The organism is Parapedobacter sp. 2B3 (assembly GCF_041925275.1).
Taxonomy (GTDB): Bacteria; Bacteroidota; Bacteroidia; order Sphingobacteriales; family Sphingobacteriaceae; genus Parapedobacter; species Parapedobacter pyrenivorans_A.
Genome location: NZ_JBHEUZ010000006.1, coordinates 195,082 through 217,141, shown reverse-complemented (window position 1 = coordinate 217,141; position 22,060 = coordinate 195,082). Strand labels below are relative to the sequence as shown.

Below are 22,060 nucleotides of genomic sequence, written 5' to 3'. Positions count from 1 at the left end.
CTTTTTTCAGAATGGCAATGAAAGCTAAATCATATATACAACTATTGGTGTTCGTGGGGCTCGCATTCACCGTTACGTCCTGTGAAAAGGACTACCTCGATAAAACACCCGACGAAGACTTGTCATTGGACGATGTGTTCGCAAATAGGAATTACACGGAACAGTTCTTGAATAACATTTATAGCAATCTTCCGGAAGAAGGGAGCTTCAATGAAAACTGGGCACGAAATCCGTTTGTTTGTGCTGCGGACGAGATGAAGATCACATGGACCTATCCGTTTGCCCAACAGATGAATGCGGGTGCATGGAACCCCGTGAATACGCCTACCAATATTTGGGATGCGAGCTACCAAGGTGTCCGTAAGGCAAACCTGTTTTTAGAACGCATCGATGGAGCATCGTTTGATGCGAACCTGAAACAGCGCTGGAAAGGGGAAGCCTATTTCTTGAGGGCCTTTTATCATTTTTGGCTCTTGCGTACATACGGGCCGATTCCGTTGTTGGATGTTTCTGTGTCTACCGATGCCGATTTCAAGCAATTTGTTAGGCGTCCAATTGGCGAGTGTGTTGATTTTATCGCCGCCGATTGCGATAAGGCGGCCGAACTGCTCCAGCTCAGGCTGACCACCGATATGTATGGCCATGCTACGGCCGCGGCCGCTTTGGCGCTGAAGTCGCGGTTATTACTCTACGCAGCAAGTCCGCTATGGAATGGCAATGCTGATTATGCAAAGATGCAAAACCCCGACGGCACCCAATTGATTCCCGCTACTTACGACGAATCAAAATGGCAAGCAGCTGCCACTGCGGCACAAGCAGCCATCACCGCAGCGTCTGGGGCTGGATATAAACTGTTCAAAGATCCAAGTGGCAATCCGGTGTTGAACTATCAGAACGTTTTTCTGGAAACGTGGAATGACGAGGTGTTGTTTGCCCGGAACCAGGGGAATTGGGATTTCTTGGAACGCCTCACTACACCCACCAGTTTGGGAGGCTGGTCTGGCTACTGCCCTACGCAAGGCCTTGTGGATGCCTATGAGATGCGGAACGGTGAGCGGCCCATATTGGGGTACAACGCCGATGGTTCGCCGATCATCAACGCGGCATCGGGTTATGTCGAATCCGGATATGCTACTGAAGATGGGCCGTCTGGTACCTGGTTGGCGGGCCAACGCAATATGTACGTGAATCGTGATCCCCGTTTTTATGCCAGCATCAACTACAATGGCCAGGTTTGGAGGGAGACGACCCTCAGGTTCTACCTTACCGGCGCGGATGGTAAAGGCAAAGGTGGCCCCGATTTTTCGGTCTCCGGTTACACGATGAAGAAAATGTCTGGCCCCACGGTCAATATTCCTCAAGGGAGGTGGATTCCGAATACGTGGATATTTTTCCGTTTGGGTGAATTGTACCTGAACTTGGCGGAGGCGATGAACGAAGCGCAGGGCCCCGTTGCACAGGTTTACGAGTATGTCAACGCCATTCGCGATCGGTCAGGGATGCCGGCGTTGCCTGCGGACCTGTCAAAGGATGAAATGCGGGAGCGGATCAGGCATGAGCGTAGGGTCGAATTTGCATTCGAAACCCATCGGTATTTCGATACGCACCGTTGGAAAATTGCTGAACAAACCGATAACGGACAGGTGTACGGCATGAACATCAATGCAGGTACCTCGTTACAGGATGATAGCTATTACCAACGTATCGTGATTGATAATCGGGTGTTTATAGCTCCCAAACACTACTTGTGGCCCATGCCGCAGAATGAACGGGATATTAACCCTGATTTGGTACAGAATGAAGGGTGGTAATGTGTATTCATTGATGGCAATGTTGGCTAACGCATTTCTCGGTATATTGATCAGTGTTTCTTGTGCCAAGAATACGGTGAAGGAACCCGATGTCGTTGACCAAGTGGATACGACGGCAGCGAAAGGATTGACCATCGAATGGGATATCAGTACACTGCAAAGGTTAGCCCCTGCAGGTAACCGGCATCTTTCGTATGCTGGTTACCCACGGGTTAAGCGCTTGGCGGATGGCCGGGCATTGGCCGTGTACGAAGCCGATGGCAACATAGAGCTTATCATGTCATCAGACGAGGCGTTGTCATGGACGGACCCGCTGATTCTTTTCCGCAAACACGATGTGGTTACCGATAAGGGAACGACCAGCGTGAATACGGCTAATCCGGAGCTGGTGATGCTGGAAAACGGCTGGTTGGTTGCTGCCTGTAATTACCGCCCTTCGCGCGATGAGTACACGCCCTTTTCAATAGCCATAAGCCGAAGTGAAGATGGTGGATATACCTGGTCGGAGCCCGAGGTCGTATTCGAGGCGGAACCCCGCTTTTCAGACGGGTGTTGGGAACCGTCATTTTTGCAGCTGCCCGATGGCACGTTGCAGCTATATTTTGCCAATGAGAAACCATATACCGCATCTAGCGAGCAGGAAATTTCGGTGTTGGAATCCCGTAGTAACGGGTTGACATGGGAGCGTGAACCCCGTACCGTCAGCTTCCGCCAAGGGCGCCGGGACGGCATGCCCGTTCCGTTGTTGGTCGGAAACGAGATCTTAGTGGCGATCGAAGACAATAAAGTAGGGCAGTTTAAACCCTATATTGTTCGCTCATCGGTAGAAAATAATTGGGTAGACCCGGTATATGGCGCCTCGCCGCTAAGGGAATATGCATTGACCACGTCGCTGCCCGATGATGTGTATGCCGGTGCGCCCTATCTAACGCGGCTGCCTTCGGGCGAAATCTTGCTCTCTTACCAAACCACCAGGGGCCGCACGAATGATTGGGAGAAATCTACCATGGAAGTTGCCATCGGTGATGCCAACGGCCGCAATTTCAGGATAAACAGCCAGCCCTTCCCTGTGTCGATAGAGCGGGAAGCCAAGTGGAATGCTATCGCCGTTTGGGATCAAAATACCGTTGTGGCAACCTCAGCTTCCAATATGGAAGGAGGGAGTATTGGCGCTTGGATGATTTTGGGGCATATAAAGCAAAACTAATCAAGCGCGTGTATGTAATAGTATAATATGGTCATGTAAACATCTTTTATAAACCTGAAATTATATCGTTATGTTTAAATCGCCTTTTATCTTATTAGCGGTGTTAGCCGTTATGTTCGCAGCCTGTGAAAAATCCGATTCTTTGACCTGGTCTTCTACTGCTGAACGGGCAGCCGACTTTAACACAGAAATTAATCAGCTGGCTGCATTGGCAGGGACAACCAGGTACCTGCCTGCGTTGAACGGGCCAGACGAAACAAGCGCTTTCCAGACATTGATCAATCAATCTGCCCCGGGAGATGAGATCGTTATCATGGCGGGTAATCATTATTTTAGTGGTACCGTTCATATCAACAAAAATGGCTTAACGATACGGGGCGAGCAAAGTGGCGGTAATCCAACGAGCTGTCTGCGAAAAGCGTCGGCCACACCGGGTGCCGGTGTGTCGGTTATCGATGTCGATGCGGGTGCGATCAACAATGTTTTCGATTGGATCTATATCGATGGAGGGATGCTTCCCGAACCGAATATGCGTGTGTTCGGTAATGGTACAAAAATATACAACAGCCATTTCCGGAATAGTGGGCATTCGGGCATTTTAATCCATCAGGCACATGGACTATGGATAGAAGGGGTAAAAGCGTATTACAATTACATCGTTGGGATTTCACAATGGGGCAGTTCGGATAATTACATCAAGAACAGCCAAGTGTATGAAAATGGGGGGGAAGGAATCACGATCGATGGCGGATCGCATAATTGCTTTGTTGAGAACGTATGGGTTTACAAAAATAACATGTATAATCGGGGTGTGGGTGGTATAGGAATTGATCAGGCCAACGGTGCCAATATATTCAATTGCACGATAGACCAAACATACGGGCACGCCATCCGCTTTCAGAATAACCTTGACCAACCTGACGACGGCTGCCAGATCTACGACAATACGATTACCAACAGCCAAGGTTGCGCCATCAGTATACGTAAGCCCTATTTGGTGACAAATTTGGGTGTATGGGGTAATACGATGGTGGGAAATACGGGTACGATTTGTTACGAGCCCTAAGAAACCAAATAATTCCTTGGCGAATTTATCTAAGTTTGAAAAATGATGATGAAGCAAATCCAAGCCAGCATTGTGCTGTTGTTGACTCCGGTTTTTATGGTAGCCCTCGCCCAGCAACCCGATCCCCCGGGGCAGGTAGAACAGTCCGCGGATGCCGTAAACAAGGCCTACCTGTTTGCCCACATGACCCACCGGGATTATGGCAAGTTATATTACTCGGTGAGCACCGATGGTCTTCACTGGCATGCGCTGAACCGAAAAAAACGCGTATTTGACGAGTATCGGGGGCATCCCGATATCTGCAAGGGGCACGATGGCCGGTATTACATAGCTGGGAACACCAGTGATTCGTCGCCGGATATCAACATCTGGGTATCTGCCGACTTGATTGATTGGCAAATGTACAGCACCTACACGCCCAACCTAAAAAGTACGCCCGAATATACGCAGGCATTGCAACGCATCGGCGCGCCAAAGCTGTATTTCGATGCGCCGTCGCAGCAATACATCCTTACCTGGCATACACCACACAAGGAAGGCACCAAGGAAGATCCCGAACGCTACTGGGCAAGCCAGCGCACGCTGTACGTGCTTTCCAAGGACCTCAAGTCGTTTTCGGACCATCCCACCAAATTGTTTGATTGGGACATGGGCACCATCGATGTGTTTATACGCAAGGTAGGCAGAAACTATTATGCGGTCATCAAAGACGAAACGTATCCCACATTGTATTGGCCTACCGGAAAGACCATCCGTATCTCACGTGCACCGGCACTCACCGGCCCGTATTCAGAACCCTTGGCACCCATCAGCCCCAACTTCCGCGAAGCACCGATGCTGATCCCTTCGCCCGATAACCAGGTGTGGTATATGTATTATGAACAATACCCTGGCGTATCTTATGGCTTGTCGATTGCCGATAAGTTGGAAGGGCCGTGGTACCAGGCATCGGGATATACGTTCCATTCAACGTGGGACAAATATGGCCTGCCGGCATCCGTGCGCCACGGTTGCATGATTACCATCTCCAAAGCCGAATATGATGCATTGGTAAATAAGTTTGGAATTGATAATGAATAGGGAGATGCGAATAATTTTTTTGGTTACACTAGCCATCAGCGTCAATGTGCTTGCATGTTCGTCAAACCATACCGGTTCGGAGCCCAATGTGCGCCAAGAACCCGTTGAAACGAACGTGCTTTTCGGAGACCCTTTTATTATGTTGTACGGTGACACCTACTACGCATACGGTACGTATGCCGAGGATGGGATTGCGGTCTATGTGTCGCAAGACCTGCTTACGTGGGAGGCGGTGCCGGGCAACCGGTTGGCATTGGATAAAAAAGATTCGTGGGGCGACCGTTGGTTTTGGGCACCGGAAGTTTATCACGTGGATGGAAAATTCTATATGTATTATTCGGCCGACGAACATATCTGTGTAGCCACCAGCGACCATCCGTTGGGTCCTTTCAAGCAGGAAGTGAAGCAACCGATGATTACCGACGAGAAATGTATCGATAATTCATTGTTTATCGACGATGACGGCAAGCCTTACCTACTTTATGACCGGTTTAACGACGGCTTGAACGTGTGGGTAGCGGAACTAGAAGATAACCTGACGGAGATACGGCCGGAAACGGCGGTCAAGTGCATCAACGTATCGCAAACATGGGAAGAGGTTTGGCCACGCGTCAATGAAGGCCCTTTTGTCTTAAAACATGGGGGGAAATACTACATGACCTATTCGGCCAATAGCTACGAAAGTCCTTTCTATGGCATCGGTTTCGCTACGGCAGCGCAGATTACCGGGCCCTGGATAAAGTATGAAGGGAACCCAATTTTACAGAAGCCGGGCGACTTGGTTGGGGTGGGCCACAGCGCTATGTTCACGGATAAGGAAGGCAATTTAAGGATTGTATTCCATGCGCATCATAGCGAAACGGAAATACACCCACGCATCATGCACATCAGCACGGTGACCTTTGCCAAAAAGGACGGCGAGACGGTGATGCAGATCGATAAGGATTACATGACCCCGGTGCTTCTGGATTAACTCACTGATTTATCATTGAGGGAGTGTAAGGGTTTCGCACGATGATATAATTTGACCATAAAGGGGCAACATACCGCGGTTTTCCTGCAGCTAATCGGCCTATTTTTGTATAGTTTACGATTATAATACTATTTATGCGGTTTCTTGAACTCATTTGATGTTTAGCATTAACGCATCCATACGGGCCCTTTAAAATAAACAATAGCATGAAACACTTTATTTTCTGTTGCACCTTGCTTATCGCAGGGCTGTTAATCCCCGGCGTTCAACTCGTGGCGCAGGAAAAGCAAGAACTATTTTTTGCGGACCCAACCATCTATATTGAAAATGGAAAATACTACCTCACGGGCACCGGCGGAAGCGGAAAGAGTGCAGCCTCGGGGTTTGCCGTGCTGGAATCGACCGACTTGAAAACCTGGAGAACGCCTGCGGCTACTGGTAGGGTACACATGCTCCTTACCAAGGGAGAGCAAGCCTTTGGTACCCAAGGATTCTGGGCCCCGCAGCTATTCAAAGAAAGCGGTACCTATTATTTGACGTATACTGCCAATGAGCAGACCGTATTGACACAGTCTTCCTCCTTGCTAGGCCCATACACACAAGCGGAAGTTGCTCCCATTGATGGCACGGAGAAGAATATCGACTCCTATATTTTCAAGGATAGCGATGGTAAGCATTATCTATACCACGTTCGGTTTTCCAATGGTAATTACTTGTGGGTAGCCGAATTTGACTTGGAAAAGGGAAAAATCAAGCCGGAAACACTACGGAAATGCTTTGACCAAACCGAGCCGTGGGAAGCGACTCCCGCCTACGAGTCGGCCCCCATCATGGAGGGACCTACCGTTATCAAGTTAGCCGATAAATATTATATGTTCTATTCGGCAAACCACTATCTGAACATCGATTATGCGGTGGGCTATGCCGTGGCAGATTCGCCATACGGCCCTTGGGTCAAACAAAGCGATAGCCCGATTATCCACCGTTCGATTGTTGGCGAAAACGGTTCCGGACACGGTGATTTGTTTGAAGGATTGGACGGTCAATTGTATTACGTATACCACGTTCATTTTGACCAACAACAGGTAACGCCCAGGCGCACGCGCATTGTTCCTGTAACCAAGCGGTGGGATGCCGGAGCGGGTCTTTATAAATTCAGCGTGGACGGTAATGGCGTGATGATCCCTTTGTTGGAAGAATAGTGATATTTCCCATTCAATTTCAAAAGGCATGTTAATCCACAATTTTCTCATCGTGTTGTTGCTTCTGGCGGGGTGCGCCCGTTCCGGCGAGCAATCGGACACGGACAATCCCCAGCAGCCCGGTACGTCCGTAGCAACGTATACCAACCCCGTTTTCGAACCCATCCTAGCGGACCCCACGGTTATCCGTGACCCGGAAACAGGACTCTTTTATGCGTACGGTACCCAGGATAATTGGGGTGACGGGCAAGGTAGCCGGCTGGTGCCCATCCTGCGGTCGACCAACTTGGTAAACTGGCAAGTGGTAGGGCCGGCATTCGAAGAGAAACCCAACTGGAAAGATGACGGCGGGATATGGGCGCCGGATGTAAACCTGGTGAATGGGAAATACCACCTCTACTATGCCTACTCCACGTGGGGCGACCCCAATCCGGGTATCGGTGTAGCCGTTGCAGAAAAGCCAACCGGCCCGTTTACCGACCATGGCAAGGTATTCAATAGTGAGGAAGTAGGCGTGCCTAATTCCATCGATGCTTTCTATTTTGAAGAGGAGGGGGAGAAGTACCTTTTTTGGGGTAGCTTCAGCAATGCGCCCACGCAGGGTACGTATGTCGTGAAGCTGGCAGACGATGGTCTTTCCGTACCTGATCTGTCGCAAAAGGTAAAAATTGCCGCAGGCGACTATGAAGCCGTCATGATCCATAAACGCGGCGGTTATTATTATTTCTTTGGTTCCAAAGGCAGCTGCTGCGAGGGGGCCGACAGCAAATACCACGTGTTGGTAGCACGGTCGGAAAGCCTCATGGGACCGTACTTAGATAAAGGTGGGCAGGCCATCACCGAACGCGGCAGGGGTACGCTTTTCATGGAAGGCAACGCAAGTATTGCCGGGCCCGGCCATAATGCCCGGCTGATAGCCGATGACGAAGGAACGGATTGGTTCCTTTACCACGGTATAGACCGCGATAAAGGCAAGGTGGCAAGTGGTGCGAGCCGGCGGATGCTGATGCTGGATAAGGTTATCTGGCAGGATGGTTGGCCGGAAATCGATGGCCGTTCGCCAAGTACCACACCCCAAAAGGCTTCCGTATTTCAGTGATATTGGTGGTATGAATCGAGTGCGACTTTCTGATATTCGTTGCGGTACTGATGGGGTTGTTTGCCCGTAACCTTCTTGAATTGCTTATTGAAATTGGTCATGGATTGGAAACCGCAAGCAAAGCCGATGTGGTCAATGTTCATCTTGTCTTCTTTGAGCAGCTTGCATGCGTACTCAATGCGGATTTCTTTCAGAAAGTCCGAAAAAGATTGATTAACACGCGATTTGAAATACCGGCTGAAAGAGGTATTCGTCATGCTCGCGATGGAAGCGACCTCCTCCAAGTGGATTTTCCGGTTGAAATTTTTCATGATGAACTCATATACCTTGTTCATCCGGTCCGTTTCGGCCTCGGTATTGTACGATTTGGAATGCGTATCGGTAATGAGGTGGCATTCGTCAGATAGGGCAATGGTATTCAATATCCTGAGGAGTTGGATAATGCTGTCTGCACCTTTCAACTCAAGCAATTCCTTCATCATGCGCATAACGGCGATTTTGGTCTTGCCGGCAATTTCGATACCGCATTGTGAACGTTGAAAAAGATGCTTGATGTGTTCGAATTCTTCTTTTTTGTGGATGTTCTCGCCGAGGAAATGGTCTAAGAAATAAATGACGATGACGGTTGTACTTAGCTGGCTGTCTTTTTCAAAATAGCTGTTGTGGCTGCGCCATACATGGGGTAAGTTGGGGCCGATGAGTACCAGGTCATTCGCTTTGAAGGGCTTTATGCTGTCGCCCACAAACCGATTCCCTTCGCCTTCCATTACGTAAGATAGCTGGAACTCGGGATGAAGGTGGAAGGTGGGGTCAAAGTAAGGTTCCACCTGCTTACGCACTACGAACGTCCGGTTTTCGGGGATGAGTGCCTTGGGTATGACGTGTGTCTTTTTCATCGATTTTGTTTTTTTTTATTGCCGATGAGCGCTCGACGTAAATAATTATTGCCCTATGTATCAATATTATTTACGTTCTCGGTTTCATGATTTGTCATTGCAAATATATAAAAATATAAAACGATGATATAATTTGACTACAAAGAGATAACATACCGCGGTTTTTGGTTGGCTTTGGTACCTACTTTTGTGTTGTTTACGATTATAGAACTATGTATATGAAACTAATTGCCTATTTGTATATTGCCGTTTTTTGTTTGTTGCTCATCCAGTGTACTGGCGACAATCGCGATTATCCCCGGCGTGCCGAGGTGTTGTTCGTAGGGAGCGCGGATGAGGCGGTCGAGTCGGGCAAATATGCATCGTGGCTAGCCATAGAGCTTTTCAAAAGCGGTATAAACCTAACGTACAGTCAGGATCCCGCAGACCTGACCAAGCAGAACCTACGTGTATACGACGGCGTGGTGTTGTTTGCGATTTCCGATTCGCTCGCCGCCGACCAACAACGGGTGCTCGCAGATTTCGTGGCCGACGGCAGAGGACTCCTCTCTTTCGGTACCGAATCGTTGATGATCAGCGGTGCAACAGCCGCGGAAAACATAGATGAACCTGTGGCTGACGCCGTGCAGTATCTTACTAAAGGCAGTGGCCGTATATTCCATACGCCGCTCGGGAGGGAAGTAGCCACGTGGAAGCAGCTGGATTTCTTGCAGCTCATCAATAGCGGTGCGCAATGGGCGCTGGGCGATAAAGTGATGGGACTGGTGGCGCAGTTGCAGATCCCAAGTGTAAGTATTTATGAAGATACCATCGCCGACTTCACGGCCCGGCACTTCGTGCCGAAAATGCAGGATCCGCTATCGTCGGATGAATCGAAGAAGCTGATACAAGTGCCCATTGGGTTTGAACTGCAATTGTTTGCTTCCGAACCCGATATCGTTAATCCCATGGCGATGAGCTGGGATGAGAAAGGCCGGTTGTGGATTATAGAGGCCATGGATTATCCAAACAATTTCGTCGAACTGAAAGGAGAACCCAATGACCGGATTAAGATATGCGAAGATACGGATGGAGATGGAGTAGCCGATAAGTTTACGGTTTTTGCCGATAAGTTGAACATCGCAACAAGCCTTACGTTTGCCAATGATGGCATTATCGTTGCCATGGCGCCCCATTTCCTTTTCTTAAAGGACACGGATGGTGATGACGTTGCTGACGTGCGGGATACCGTAATGACGGGGTGGAACAAGAACGACACCCATGCTGGACCTTCCAACCTGCAGTATGGGTTTGACAATAAAATCTGGGGCGTTACGGGATATGCAGGTTTCAACGGTACCATCAATGGCCAACGGATTGCCTTTGGCCAAGGTGTATATCACTTCAAATCCGATGGAACAGACTTTAAATACCTCGCCACCACCAGTAACAATATGTGGGGCTTGGGGATGACCGAAGACAATAACGTGTTTATTTCGACGGCAAACAATACCCATAGCGCGTTCTATTCAATGCCCGAACAAATGGTGCAGCGCCGGCTCCAAGAGGATGACCGGAAGCTCAACGTCAACGCGGTACAAAAGATTGATGGGCACTACGAAGTACACGCCATGCAACCCAACCTCCGTCAGGTAGATGTGGTTGGTGGCTTTACATCGGCGGCAGGACACCAGTTGTACACAGCGCGGGATTATCCGCAGGATTATTGGAATAAGGTCGCTTTCGTAACCGAACCAACCGTAAGGTTGATCCACAACGCGATCATCGAGCCCGATGGTGCAGGCTTCAAGGAGCACGATGGATGGAACTTGGTAGCTAGTTCGGACGAGTGGTTTGGCCCGGTGCACGCGGAAGTCGGTCCGGATGGTGCCGTTTGGATACTGGATTGGTACAATTTCATTATCCAACACAATGTATTCGTGCCGGCCCAAGCACCTTCAGATAAAGTATTGCCGTTCGTAGAACAACCCCATGGCCCGGGCAACGCGTTCGAGAGCGACTTGCGCGACAAGAAGTACGGGCGGGTTTACCGATTGGTTTACAAAGATGCAAAACACAAATCATCGTATAAACTTTCCAAAGATGACGCCAATGGACTCTTGAAGGCCTTGAAAAGCGACAATAAATTCTGGCGGATGCATGCGCAGCGGCTCTTGGTAGAGCGGCAAAAGGACGATGTAGTGAACGGGCTGATCGGTATCGCGTCAGACAAGAACGTGGATAAAATCGGCCTGAATGCCCCGGCTATCCATGCACTTTGGACATTACAGGGATTAAACGTTATCGAATCGAATAAAGAGGTATTTGACGCTGTCGTGAAATCGTTGAGTCACCCGTCCGCTGGCGTGCGCAAGGCAGCTGTTCAAGTGTTACCGGTAAATGATCAATCGAGGGATGCCATACTGAAAAGTGCAATATTGGCAGACACGGCGCTAAATACCCGATTGGCGGCTTTTGTTCGGTTAGCTGAGTACCCTGCTTCCGCCGAAATTGCCAAGGCCTTGCTGGAGGCAACCGATGATTCGGTCAATGAGGGCGACCGGTGGCTATCCCAAGCCTTGTTTGCAGCCATAGCGCGCCAAGAAGATGCCTTCCTAAAATTGGCGTCAACCCCGGCGGCAAGCAGTTTCGCTACGCGTATACTCGAATCATTAGCTACCGAGGAATACACACTCGGTCGGCGGAGCCGTTTCCCTTTCTCGCCCGATGTTTCTAACAAGGAAATCCATATCCGGATGGAAGTACGCCGGCGCGATAACCAGCCCTACAATGGGCTGATTGTAGGGCAAGGTGGCAAGACCGGCGGTTATGCCGTTTACGCAAAAAATAACCGGTTATTCTTCGAGGTATACCAGCATGGTCAAACCGCCACGGTGGTGTCGCGCGGTAACTTGCCGAGCGAGTTTGTGGCAGATGCCCGCCTGTTGGCCGATGCCTCGATAGAGTTGCTAGTAAATGGTGTGACCCAAGGCACTGCTAAGGCCATGCACCTATTTGCCGAACCATTGGGCCTCAACCTGCGTTCGGGTGAGGATTTCGACGAGGCACATGCCTTTACGGACTATGGCGGCCCGTCTGGATTTACCGGCAATGCCAATAGCATCGCCGTAAAGCTGTTTAAAGCAAACCGATCGGCTACCTCGGCACACGATGGGGCGCAATCCGATCCTGCCGCCAATGTGCCGTCTGAACGGATTGAGCTCAAAGCGGTGAAAGACATCATGCAGTACGACAAAAAACTGATTACCGTTCCTGCGGGCAAGCGCATTACCCTCGTGTTTGAAAATCCCGATGGCATGCAGCATAACCTGCTGATTATCCAGCCGGGCACATTGGATATCGTAGGCAAGGCCGCCGATGACATGCTACGGTCGTCAGAAGCATATGAAAAACAGTATATCCCCGATATCCCCGAGGTGTTGCACCACACCGCCTTGGTAAATCCGGGGGAGAGCGTAACGCTGGAATTTACGGCCCCGACGGAGCCGGGCGACTATCCTTACCTATGTACGTTCCCCGGCCACTGGCGCGGTATGAACGGAATTATGCGCGTAGTTAAATAACGAATTAAAAACAGATGAACTTAAGTATGAACAACACGATGAAACTATTGGCAGGACTGGCTTTGTTGGTCGTCACTGCAGGCAGCGCACTGGGCCAAAGCAAACCCCTCCGGATTTTGATGGTAGGTGGCGGCGGTTCCCACGACTTCGGTCGGTGGTACGGTCAAGAAGACAAAAAGACTATCGAATCAACCGGTAAATATAGCGTAACGTATACCGAACACACGGATTCCATCCCTGCCTATCTGAAACAAGCGGATCTATTGATTTTGACGAACAACCAACCGATTAGCGCACCGGGGCAGGCAGCTATCACTAAATTCATAGAGAAGGGGCATGGCCTGTTACTCTTGCATGCCGCGGTATGGTATAACTGGGCAGACTGGCCAGCCTACAACCTCAATTATGTGGGCGGGGGCAGTAAGAGCCACGAGAAGCTTCAGGAAATAAAGAACCTTGTCGTTAATTCCGGCCATCCCATTACGCAAGGCGTCCCGGCGAAATTCGAATTTGTTGACGAGTTGTATCGATTTGTGCCAGACCCTACAGCAAAAGGAATCGAGGTATTGGTCATTGGCCAGTCTAAGGAAACCGACGCGGTTTACCCAGGCGTATTCACAGTGAATCACCGGAAGGCAAAAATAGCCGGAATTACGACAGGCCACGACGAGCGTAGCCATGAGCACGAAGCTTACAAAACATTGTTAATCAACGCGGTCAACTGGATTGCAAACTAATAAGAACGATATAATTAGCTAAAAATAAGAAGAGAACATGTCACAAATCACTGTCGTTATCGTAGGAATGGGTTTCGGGAAAGAATTTATACCCATTTACCAGAAGCACCCGCATATCAAGGCTGTCGGGATATGCACCCGCAATCAAAATACACTTAACGAGTTGAAAACGAAGTTCAACCTCGATGATGATTTGGTTTTCACCGATTTTGAGGATGTCGTGAAACGCGAGGATGTGGATGCTATCCACATCGTTACCCCCGTGCCGGAGCATGCTCAGATGACCTTGGCATCGTTGAATGCGAATAAGCATACCGCCTGTACCATACCGATGGCGATGACTGTTGAAGATTGCGAAGCCATTGTAGCTGCCAAACGTAAATCGGGCAAGGTATATATGATGATGGAAACCGCCTTATATACCCGCGAATTCCTGTATGGGTTGAAATTGGCCGAAACGGGACAACTGGGTAAAATACAGTTTGTCCGCGGTTCGCATATCCAAGATATGAGCATGGATGGGTGGGCCGAATATTGGAAGGGCTACCCGCCGATGTTGAACGGCACGCACGCCATATCTCCCCTGTTGCGCATCAACAACACCATTGCCGAATCAGTGGTTTGCCACGGCTCCGGACGCTTGTCGGACGATCTTGCCAGCCGCTACAACGCACCTTATGCGGTGGAAACCGCTACGTTCAAGCTGAAAAACTCGGACGTGGTAGCCGAAGCTACGCGGTCGCTCTTTGACGTGGTACGGCAGTACCGCGAGAGCTACGACGTGTATGGTACTAAGATGTCGTTCGAGTGGGAGCAGCTGCAAGATGAGGAACACGTGATTTTCGATGGCGGTGAGAATGCACGGCGTATTGACGTGCCTGACACCGACGAATTGCTGATCCCCGAGATTGCTGATTTTACCAAGCGTGAGCGCATTGACGATCCCAACCACGTGTCGTTCCTGCAAGGTGCGGGGCACGGCGGTTCGCACCCCCATTTGGTGCAGGAGTTTGTTGCGGCCATTGTGGAGGGGCGTGATTCGGCGGTAGACGCTGCGCGGGCAGCAAATTATACATGCGCAGGTATCTGTGCCCACGAATCGGCCATGAAAGGTGGAGTCCGCGTGGAGATTCCAAGTTTCGAATAAGATAAAGTTTGGTTTATAAGTTAGGTTGGTTTTAAATGATGCATATAGGAATTAGCACGTTTGTTTGGGTTTCGCCGTTTTCAACGGCATCGTTCGACGTATTGCGTAAAGCGAAGGATATCGGGTACGATGTAATCGAAATTGCGGTGGAGGACCGGGACCTGATTGACTGGACGGCCTTGAAGAAGGCTAGCCGGGAGTTGGGGTTGAACGTGTCGGTGAGTGGTGCTTTTGGCATGGATCGGGATATTTCCGGCGAGCGGCCAGAAATCCGGGCGAACGGGCTTTCCTATATCATCGATTGCTTGGAAATTGCCAACGAGCTGGAAAGCCCCGTGTTCGGCGGGCCGCTTTACTCGGCGGTGGGGAAGACACGGTTGGTTTCTGCTGAGCAAAAGGCGCAGGAAAGACAATGGTGCCTGGAAAATCTCGAGCAAGCTATCAAACGAGCCGAAGAGTTGGGCGTCATTTTGGCGCTGGAGCCGCTAAACCGGTTTGAGACCGACATGGTTAATACAGTCGACCAGGCCATAGACATCGTGGACGAGCTGGGTAGCCCCTATTTAAAGATTTTATTAGACACCTTCCACAGCAACATCGAAGAGAAGGATATCCCTGCGAGTATTGTGAAGCTGGGCGATAGGCTGGTGCATATCCAAGCCAATGAGAACGACCGGGGCACGCCCGGAACGGGCCATTTGGATTGGGTCGGTATACGCGATGCGCTTCGAAGCATTGGCTATGAAGGAGGCCTGGTTATCGAAACCTTTGGCGCGCCCTCCAAAGAGCTGGCCCGGGCAGCCAGTATATGGAGGCCATTGGCCAATAGCGCCGATGAACTGGCCACGGAAGGGTTCGCATTTTTAAAGAAGACATTTTGTTAACGATACACAATGAACGTGTCGGGAATTAACTAATTAACACTCCAAATTATGAGAAGAAGAGAATTCATCTACATGCTGAATGCCGGGGTAGCAGCAAGCGTCCTATCAAAAACGGCTTTTGGCGGCGTACTCCGCAGCAGACCGGGAGCGGCACGCATGCAAGAAGAATTGGCCTACCATACCATCCAATCCGTATCATTTGATGATGTACGGATGCAATACCCACGTTTCGTAGGGAAGAATGCGCGGCTGGATGTGCATGGATTCGGTCCCCGTATTGGCATTTGTACCATTACCACCGATAAGGGAGCCAAGGGCTGGGCCTCGTTGCGGGGTGGCCGCGACAGCGCGCAACGGCTCGTTCCGGAATTGGTAGGCAAGAAATTATCGGATGTATTCCATGTCGATGCCGGCATCACGGACGACCGTTACCTCCCGTTTGATATCGCGTTGCACGACCTTGCTGGTGTAGCCCTGAACAAACCAGTATATGCACTGCTGGGGCGCGACAAACCATTTACGACAAAATACTATAGCGGCATGATTTATTTTGATGACCTAGAGCCCGCCCATGCGCCCGGGGGCATCGATCAGGTACTTGCCAACTGCCGCTATGACTATGACTACGGTTACCGCCAATTCAAACTGAAAATCGGTCGGGGCCACCGCTGGATGGCTCAGAAAGAAGGGTTGGCGCGCGATATCGAAGTCACCAAACGGGTGGCCGAAGCATTCCCGGATTGTGAGATCTTGGTGGACGGCAACAATGGGTTCACTATAAATGAATTTACGGCTTACCTCGACGGCATCGGTAATACACCGCTTTTCTGGATTGAAGAGCCTTTTCATGAAACTGTTGAAGATTACCGTAAGCTCCGTGAGTGGATGGCCAAGGCCAACGTAAAGAGCCTGCTTGCAGAAGGCGAAGCCGATCCGGACCCCGCGTTGCTGGATACGCTGATGCAGCAAAAACTCATGGATGTGCATATCTCTGATATCGAGGGGCTTGGGTTTACCAACTGGCGCAAACTCATGCCGCAGCTGATCCAATACGGTGTGCAGGCATCTCCCCACGCTTGGGGGTCGCTGCTCAAAACTTTCTATACGGCCCACATGGCCGGTGGCTTGGGGAATACGGTGACGATAGAGGGCGTTACCAGTACGTCTGACGATGTGGACCTCAGTGGATATACCATCAAAGGGGGGCAACTGATCCCACCCGATGCGCCTGGGTTCGGGCTGGAATTGTTGAGATAGACACTCAACAATCTTACTTTATGAATGCGCTTACCGTCTGTACCCAGAAGACATAGGCCGGTTTTGCAGCGGGCTTTTGGACGGATTTATTTGAATGCAGGATTAATCAATACAATTATAAACAATTAAAACAAAAACAACAGAACTATGAGTAAAGCTTTACTTGTAACGTTGCTATGGTGCGTTGGACTATCCATAGCAATGGCCCAGACCCGTTCCGTTACCGGGACGGTGAGGGATGCGGAGGGTAGTACTCCGATTGGCAGCGCGACCATCAAGGCGTTGGTCAGCCAGCGAACTACGTCGAGCTCGGCCGATGGTACATTCTCCATTGAAGTGGCATCCGGTGGCGATTCCCTTTTGGTTACCTACCTCGGTTATGACCAGCGGGTAGTGAGTGTAGGGGCTAATGCCAACAATGTGTCTATCAACCTGACTTCGTCATCCGAATCATTGGACGAAGTGGTCGTAACCGGGTTTGGTTTGGCACAGAAAAAGGAAACGTTGACCGGCGCGATTGCGTCCATCGGTGCTGATGACATCAGTCGGTCGCTGGCATCCACCACGTCGGGTGCGTTGGTTGGGAAGATTCCGGGACTGAATTTCCGGCAGACGGATGGACGGCCCGGAGGTACTACGCAGATCCAAATCCGTAACATGGGGAACCCCCTTTACGTTATTGACGGTGTGCAGAAAGATGCCGGGCAATTCAATAACTTAGATTTCAATGACATCGAGACCATTTCGGTGTTGAAGGACGCATCTGCCGCCATATACGGTGTGCGGGCGGCTAACGGTGTTGTGGTAGTTACCACCAAACGAGGTAAACGGAATACCAAAAATACCATTAGTCTGACATCTAACTATGGCTTCCAGAACTTGTCTACGTTCCCCAAGCCGGCAGATGCCGTCACTTATGTAGAGAACTATATTCAAGCTGAAACGGTGAAGCCTCCGGATTCTCGTACCTACACCATGGAGGATTTGGAGAAGTGGCGGCAGGGCACGGAAAAAGGGTACGTGCCGTTTGATTGGTATGATTACATTTGGGAAACTTCGCCCCAAGTTTATGTCAACGCCAATGTGTCCGGCGGATCGGACAAAATCAACTATTATTTCAGTTTGGGTCACCTTAACCAAAATGACGTTATCGTAAATTACGGAGGTTTCAAACGCACGAACGTTCAAATGAACATCACGGCGGATATTAGTAGCCGTTTTCGGGTAGGGGCTAGCTACAATGCCCGGCACGAGCAGAAGACGAATCCGGGCGTACCCGGTGGCGACGACCTTTGGTTGCCGCGTTTTGGTACGTACAGAAACCTCCCGACAAAGCGACCATTTGCCAACGATAACCCGGATTACCCTGCTATGACCTCTACCGATCCGGGGACGAACTTTGGATGGTTGACCTACGATTTATCTGGTAAGATGCAAAATACCTGGCGGGTCAGCCAACTGAATTTTGATGCAGAATACGACATTATCGATGGGTTGAAGGCCAAGGCGCTTGTAGGGTATTACTATGCAAACCAGCGGCTGGACAATCATGAGTTTACGTATAAACTGTATAAGTATAATGAAGCTGAAGATACATATGAGGTTGATTTCCAAAACAACAACCCTTGGAGAGAGCGTCGGATGGGTCACGTGGAAGAACTGACCTCGAACGTACAGCTGAATTATACGAAAGCTTTCGCCGGTCATAATATTGCTGTAGTGGGCAGTATGGAAACGATTATGCGAAATGAGCCGACAACGTGGATTCACTCCATCCCCGATGCAAATGCGTTGGGATTGATTTATTTCCACAATGCCGACCGTTACGAGGATGTGGGCAACAATACGCAAGCCCGCCTTGGTTACCTTGGAAAGGTCAACTATGATTATTCGGGTAAGTACTTGTTGGAACTTATTGGGCGTTTTGACGGTTCGTGGAAATTTCCGCCGAATGATCGTTGGGGCTTCTTCCCCGCGGCATCTGCAGGCTGGCGTATCTCTGAAGAATCGTTTTGGAAAGATAGTCGCTTAGGGTCGGTGGTTAATGATCTTAAAATCAGAGGATCGTACGGATTGGTTGGTGATGACGACACCGGGCAGATCGGCTATGCGCCTTTTGATTATATAGCAGGTTATAACTATCAATCTGGAGGTGCATTCATCGACGGTGAGTATGTATTGGGTACCCAGCCACGCGGGCTGCCTGTTACCACGCTTTCATGGCTCCGGGCACGACTCGCGAACATCGGCGTAGACGCATCCTTCTTACAGCATCGGTTGACAACCACGATAGAGATTTTCCAACGGAAGCGTACAGGCCTTCCAGCGAAACGTTACGACGTAGTGGTGCCTACGGAAGCAGGTTTTGACTTGCCCAACGAAAACCTCAATTCTGATATGCACCGTGGTTACGAAGCCGTTTTACGTTGGAGTGATCGTGCGGGCGAGCTGAGCTACTCCTTGGCAGGAAATATTACATATTCTCGCTTTTACGATTGGGATCGGTACAAACCCCGCTTTAGTAACTCGTGGGATGAATATCGCTATTCGATTGTACAGCGTTATGGTTACCTGAACTGGGGCCTCGAATCCGACGGTCAGTTTAGCAGTTGGGAAGAAATTGCCACCTGGCCAATTGATAATGATCGTCAAGGCAATCGGCAGTTACGCCCGGGAGACGTTAAGTATGTTGACCAAAACGGTGACGGGGTCATCAATGGGTTAGACGAACGGCCCATTGGCTATCGCCAAGGGTCAACTCCGGTATTGAACTTTGGGTTAAACTTTTCTTTCGCGTACAAGAATTTTGACTTGGCATTGGATTTCTCCGGCGGTGGGATGTACACATTTTACAAGGAATGGGAAATGCGTAATCCGTTCCACGATGGGGGAAACAACCCACAGTATTATTTTGATGACGCGTGGAAACTTTCCGATATCTGGGATGCAAACAGTGAGTTAATCCCCGGCAAATACCCGATGCTGCTGATAGGCAATAGTGGGCATAGTAACTATTGGAATAGTGATTTCTGGAAGCAGAACATCCGGTATATCAAGCTACGTAACCTCGATTTCGGCTACTCGTTGCCGAGCCGTATTCTAGAACCGCTTTCCATTACCGGGGTTCGAGTGTATTTCTCGGGACAGAACTTATATACATTGACCAATCTAATCGGCGTAGATCCGGAGATGGATGCAACAAATGGTTTGGGCTACCCAACCATGCGAATCATGAATTTCGGCATCAACGTGAAATTTTAGTAGGTTGGACATCATTAAAGAAAGAAATATTATGAAAAAGTCAAGCATATCCATATTCAAGGTATTGGTATTGGCGGGCGGATTGCTATGTGCCAGCAGTTGTTCCGATTTCCTTGAACGCGAGCCGGATCAGATACTTACGGAAGAGCAGGTTTTTGGTGATCCGGTAATGATTCGCTCGGTATTGGCAAATTATTACGGCCGGGTAAATTGGGGGCAGCATATAGGTGATTCTTACACGCTCACGGTTCTGGACGAAGCAGGCAAGTCTGACGGTGGACCGGATAATATGCAGAATTTCGGTAACGCACATTGGCGCGTGTATGACTATGGGCTCATCCGGAACATCAATCAGTTTTTAAAAGGGTTGCGTAGTACAACGGTATTGGACGAATTAGACCGGCTTCAGTATGAGGGAGAGGCACGTTTTTTACGGGCTTGGACGTACTTCAATATGGCCAGGGGAATGGGTGGTATGCCTATCGTAGGCGATGAGGTATTCGAGTACGCGAGCGGTATGGACATTACCACGTTACAGTATCCACGATCCACCGAGGCGGAATTGTATAACTATATCATTGCGGAATGTGATGAGATAGCCCCCATGATGTCTATCGATCCAAATACCAATTCGGCCCGGGCAAATAAGTGGGTGGCATTGATGTTGAAAGCGCGTGCGGCCATTTATGCCGGTTCGCTCGCCAACTATAATAATAAGATGCCCAGCCCGATTACTACGCCTGGCGGTGAGGTTGGGATTCCTGCCAATTTAGCTGACGGGTATTATCAAACCGCTCTAGCAGCGGCAAAAGAAGTCATCGATAACAGTCCGTATGAGTTGCAGTTGACCAAGCCGGACGACTTGGAACGTAATTTTTATGAAGCGACTAGTGTCAAAGGCAATAATAAGGAAGTAATCTGGGCGAGAGATCATGGTTATCCCGGCGCCAACCAGCAAGTAAATTTTACAACAGCAAATATCCCAGGTTCGCATGCTGAAGATATCGATCGGGCGTATGCAGGGCCCATCCTGAATCTGGTAGAGGATTTCGAGTATACGGACAATCGAAATGGCGAAATCCGTATTCAGGATAATCAGGGAAACTATGTTTTTTACGATAGCCCGGTCGATGCTTTTGCGAATAAAGACGCACGTCTTGGCGGTTCTGTAATCCTTCCCAATGCCGTATTTAAGGGAACGCCGGTGGGGCTTCAGGCCGGTCAAAAAGTATGGAGTAATGGTGTATGGCAGACGGTTACAGGGCAACCGGGAGAACAAGATGGCAGTGGCCGATTGATTACGGCTGCAAACGGGCCGAACCGTTCAAATGAACAATTTATGAACAAAACCGGTTTCTTTTTCCGTAAGTTTCTCGATGAAACACCGGGTGCTTCTACGCGTGGTCGCAATAGTGATATGTGGTTCCCACGTTTCCGGTTTGCCGAAGCGGTGTTGATTGCGGCAGAAGCGGCTATGGAGCTGGGGCAGCAGCCAGTGGCGGTGGGTTATATCAATCAGGTGCGCGAGCGTGCAGGTATTCAGCCATTAGCGAGCGTGACTGTGGATGATATTATCCAGGAACGTCGGGTAGAGTTTGCTTTTGAAAACCATCGGTATTGGGACCTGAAGCGTTTCCGCAGGGCCCATATTGTTTGGGACGGCGTGGTGAATAATCCAACAGCTCAACAGTATGCATTATTCCCTTATTTGGTGGTAGCGCCAGGCACGCCTAATGATGGTAAGTATGTGTTCGATCGGCTCGTGTTTAGTAATTCACTACACCCGCGTTTCTTCGAGCTGAGGAATTATTACAATTTCATCGACTTGGCATGGCAAAATGCAAACCCTAAGATTGTATTGAATCCGTTTCAATAAA

Annotated in this window: 15 protein-coding genes; 14 read left to right on the top strand and 1 reads right to left on the bottom strand. The window is 49.8% G+C overall.

What is annotated here, in order from left to right; translation table 11 throughout:
- The first annotated feature begins 17 nt into the window (after positions 1-17).
- The 7 genes from ACEVG1_RS09270 to ACEVG1_RS09240 all read left to right on the top strand — a co-directional run bounded on the left by ACEVG1_RS09270 (position 18) and on the right by ACEVG1_RS09240 (position 8,438).
- The gene (locus ACEVG1_RS09270; RefSeq protein WP_374743384.1) at positions 18-1,811 is read left to right on the top strand and encodes a RagB/SusD family nutrient uptake outer membrane protein; all 1,794 of its coding nucleotides are present in this window, start codon (positions 18-20) and stop codon (positions 1,809-1,811) included.
- Positions 1,798-3,018, top strand: a complete 1,221-nt coding sequence (locus ACEVG1_RS09265) for a sialidase family protein (protein WP_374743383.1) — start codon at positions 1,798-1,800, stop codon at positions 3,016-3,018. The genes ACEVG1_RS09270 and ACEVG1_RS09265 overlap by 14 nt, the downstream gene beginning before the upstream one ends.
- Before the next feature lie 112 nt (positions 3,019-3,130).
- A complete protein-coding gene (locus tag ACEVG1_RS09260) occupies positions 3,131-4,084 on the top strand; it encodes a right-handed parallel beta-helix repeat-containing protein (protein WP_374743382.1) in 954 nt (317 codons plus the stop codon).
- Between the two features lie 42 nt (positions 4,085-4,126).
- Positions 4,127-5,164, top strand: a complete 1,038-nt coding sequence (locus tag ACEVG1_RS09255) for a hypothetical protein (RefSeq protein WP_374743381.1) — start codon at positions 4,127-4,129, stop codon at positions 5,162-5,164.
- A 4-nt stretch (positions 5,165-5,168) separates the two neighbouring features.
- Positions 5,169-6,137 carry a glycoside hydrolase family 43 protein gene (locus tag ACEVG1_RS09250; RefSeq protein WP_374743380.1) on the top strand — a complete coding sequence of 323 codons (969 nt, stop codon included), beginning with the start codon at positions 5,169-5,171 and terminating at the stop codon, positions 6,135-6,137.
- Positions 6,138-6,343: 206 nt separating this feature from the next.
- Positions 6,344-7,339 carry a glycoside hydrolase family 43 protein gene (locus ACEVG1_RS09245; RefSeq protein WP_374743379.1) on the top strand — a complete coding sequence of 332 codons (996 nt, stop codon included), beginning with the start codon at positions 6,344-6,346 and terminating at the stop codon, positions 7,337-7,339.
- Between the two features lie 28 nt (positions 7,340-7,367).
- The gene (locus ACEVG1_RS09240) at positions 7,368-8,438 is read left to right on the top strand and encodes a family 43 glycosylhydrolase (RefSeq protein ID WP_374743378.1); all 1,071 of its coding nucleotides are present in this window, start codon (positions 7,368-7,370) and stop codon (positions 8,436-8,438) included.
- On the opposite strand, the gene ACEVG1_RS09235 is transcribed toward ACEVG1_RS09240, so the two are convergent.
- Positions 8,432-9,334: an AraC family transcriptional regulator gene (locus ACEVG1_RS09235; protein WP_374743377.1), complete on the bottom strand. Its 903-nt coding sequence runs from the start codon at positions 9,332-9,334 to the stop codon at positions 8,432-8,434. The genes ACEVG1_RS09240 and ACEVG1_RS09235 overlap by 7 nt on opposite strands.
- A gap of 218 nt (positions 9,335-9,552) precedes the next feature.
- Between ACEVG1_RS09235 and ACEVG1_RS09230 the strand changes: the two genes are divergently transcribed.
- The 7 genes from ACEVG1_RS09230 to ACEVG1_RS09200 all read left to right on the top strand — a co-directional run bounded on the left by ACEVG1_RS09230 (position 9,553) and on the right by ACEVG1_RS09200 (position 22,059).
- Complete coding sequence (locus ACEVG1_RS09230) at positions 9,553-12,897, top strand: PVC-type heme-binding CxxCH protein (protein WP_374743376.1); 3,345 nt, start codon at positions 9,553-9,555, stop codon at positions 12,895-12,897.
- Between the two features lie 14 nt (positions 12,898-12,911).
- Positions 12,912-13,634, top strand: coding sequence for a ThuA domain-containing protein (locus tag ACEVG1_RS09225; protein ID WP_374743375.1), 723 nt, complete (start codon positions 12,912-12,914; stop codon positions 13,632-13,634).
- Positions 13,635-13,671: 37 nt separating this feature from the next.
- The gene (locus ACEVG1_RS09220) at positions 13,672-14,781 is read left to right on the top strand and encodes a Gfo/Idh/MocA family protein (protein ID WP_374743374.1); all 1,110 of its coding nucleotides are present in this window, start codon (positions 13,672-13,674) and stop codon (positions 14,779-14,781) included.
- A 35-nt stretch (positions 14,782-14,816) separates the two neighbouring features.
- Positions 14,817-15,665, top strand: a complete 849-nt coding sequence (locus ACEVG1_RS09215) for a sugar phosphate isomerase/epimerase family protein (protein WP_374743373.1) — start codon at positions 14,817-14,819, stop codon at positions 15,663-15,665.
- Positions 15,666-15,713: 48 nt separating this feature from the next.
- Positions 15,714-16,922, top strand: a complete 1,209-nt coding sequence (locus ACEVG1_RS09210) for an enolase C-terminal domain-like protein (protein WP_374743372.1) — start codon at positions 15,714-15,716, stop codon at positions 16,920-16,922.
- A 147-nt stretch (positions 16,923-17,069) separates the two neighbouring features.
- Positions 17,070-20,183: a SusC/RagA family TonB-linked outer membrane protein gene (locus ACEVG1_RS09205; protein WP_374743371.1), complete on the top strand. Its 3,114-nt coding sequence runs from the start codon at positions 17,070-17,072 to the stop codon at positions 20,181-20,183.
- A gap of 31 nt (positions 20,184-20,214) precedes the next feature.
- Positions 20,215-22,059, top strand: coding sequence for a RagB/SusD family nutrient uptake outer membrane protein (locus ACEVG1_RS09200; protein ID WP_374743370.1), 1,845 nt, complete (start codon positions 20,215-20,217; stop codon positions 22,057-22,059).
- Position 22,060 lies beyond the last annotated feature (1 nt).

Excerpts from the sequence above, each read along its gene's own strand:
- ACEVG1_RS09255 (WP_374743381.1), top strand. The coding sequence starts at position 4,127 with ATGATGATGAAGCAAATCCAAGCCAGCATTGTGCTGTTGTTGACTCCG.
- ACEVG1_RS09265 (WP_374743383.1), top strand. The coding sequence starts at position 1,798 with ATGAAGGGTGGTAATGTGTATTCATTGATGGCAATGTTGGCTAACGCA.
- ACEVG1_RS09260 (WP_374743382.1), top strand. The coding sequence starts at position 3,131 with ATGTTCGCAGCCTGTGAAAAATCCGATTCTTTGACCTGGTCTTCTACT.
- ACEVG1_RS09200 (WP_374743370.1), top strand. The coding sequence starts at position 20,215 with ATGAAAAAGTCAAGCATATCCATATTCAAGGTATTGGTATTGGCGGGC.
- ACEVG1_RS09230 (WP_374743376.1), top strand. The coding sequence starts at position 9,553 with ATGAAACTAATTGCCTATTTGTATATTGCCGTTTTTTGTTTGTTGCTC.
- ACEVG1_RS09220 (WP_374743374.1), top strand. The coding sequence starts at position 13,672 with ATGTCACAAATCACTGTCGTTATCGTAGGAATGGGTTTCGGGAAAGAA.
- ACEVG1_RS09235 (WP_374743377.1), bottom strand. The coding sequence starts at position 9,334 with ATGAAAAAGACACACGTCATACCCAAGGCACTCATCCCCGAAAACCGG.
- ACEVG1_RS09225 (WP_374743375.1), top strand. The coding sequence starts at position 12,912 with ATGAACTTAAGTATGAACAACACGATGAAACTATTGGCAGGACTGGCT.
- ACEVG1_RS09205 (WP_374743371.1), top strand. The coding sequence starts at position 17,070 with ATGAGTAAAGCTTTACTTGTAACGTTGCTATGGTGCGTTGGACTATCC.
- ACEVG1_RS09245 (WP_374743379.1), top strand. The coding sequence starts at position 6,344 with ATGAAACACTTTATTTTCTGTTGCACCTTGCTTATCGCAGGGCTGTTA.
- ACEVG1_RS09270 (WP_374743384.1), top strand. The coding sequence starts at position 18 with ATGAAAGCTAAATCATATATACAACTATTGGTGTTCGTGGGGCTCGCA.
- ACEVG1_RS09210 (WP_374743372.1), top strand. The coding sequence starts at position 15,714 with ATGAGAAGAAGAGAATTCATCTACATGCTGAATGCCGGGGTAGCAGCA.
- ACEVG1_RS09250 (WP_374743380.1), top strand. The coding sequence starts at position 5,169 with ATGCGAATAATTTTTTTGGTTACACTAGCCATCAGCGTCAATGTGCTT.
- ACEVG1_RS09215 (WP_374743373.1), top strand. The coding sequence starts at position 14,817 with ATGATGCATATAGGAATTAGCACGTTTGTTTGGGTTTCGCCGTTTTCA.
- ACEVG1_RS09240 (WP_374743378.1), top strand. The coding sequence starts at position 7,368 with ATGTTAATCCACAATTTTCTCATCGTGTTGTTGCTTCTGGCGGGGTGC.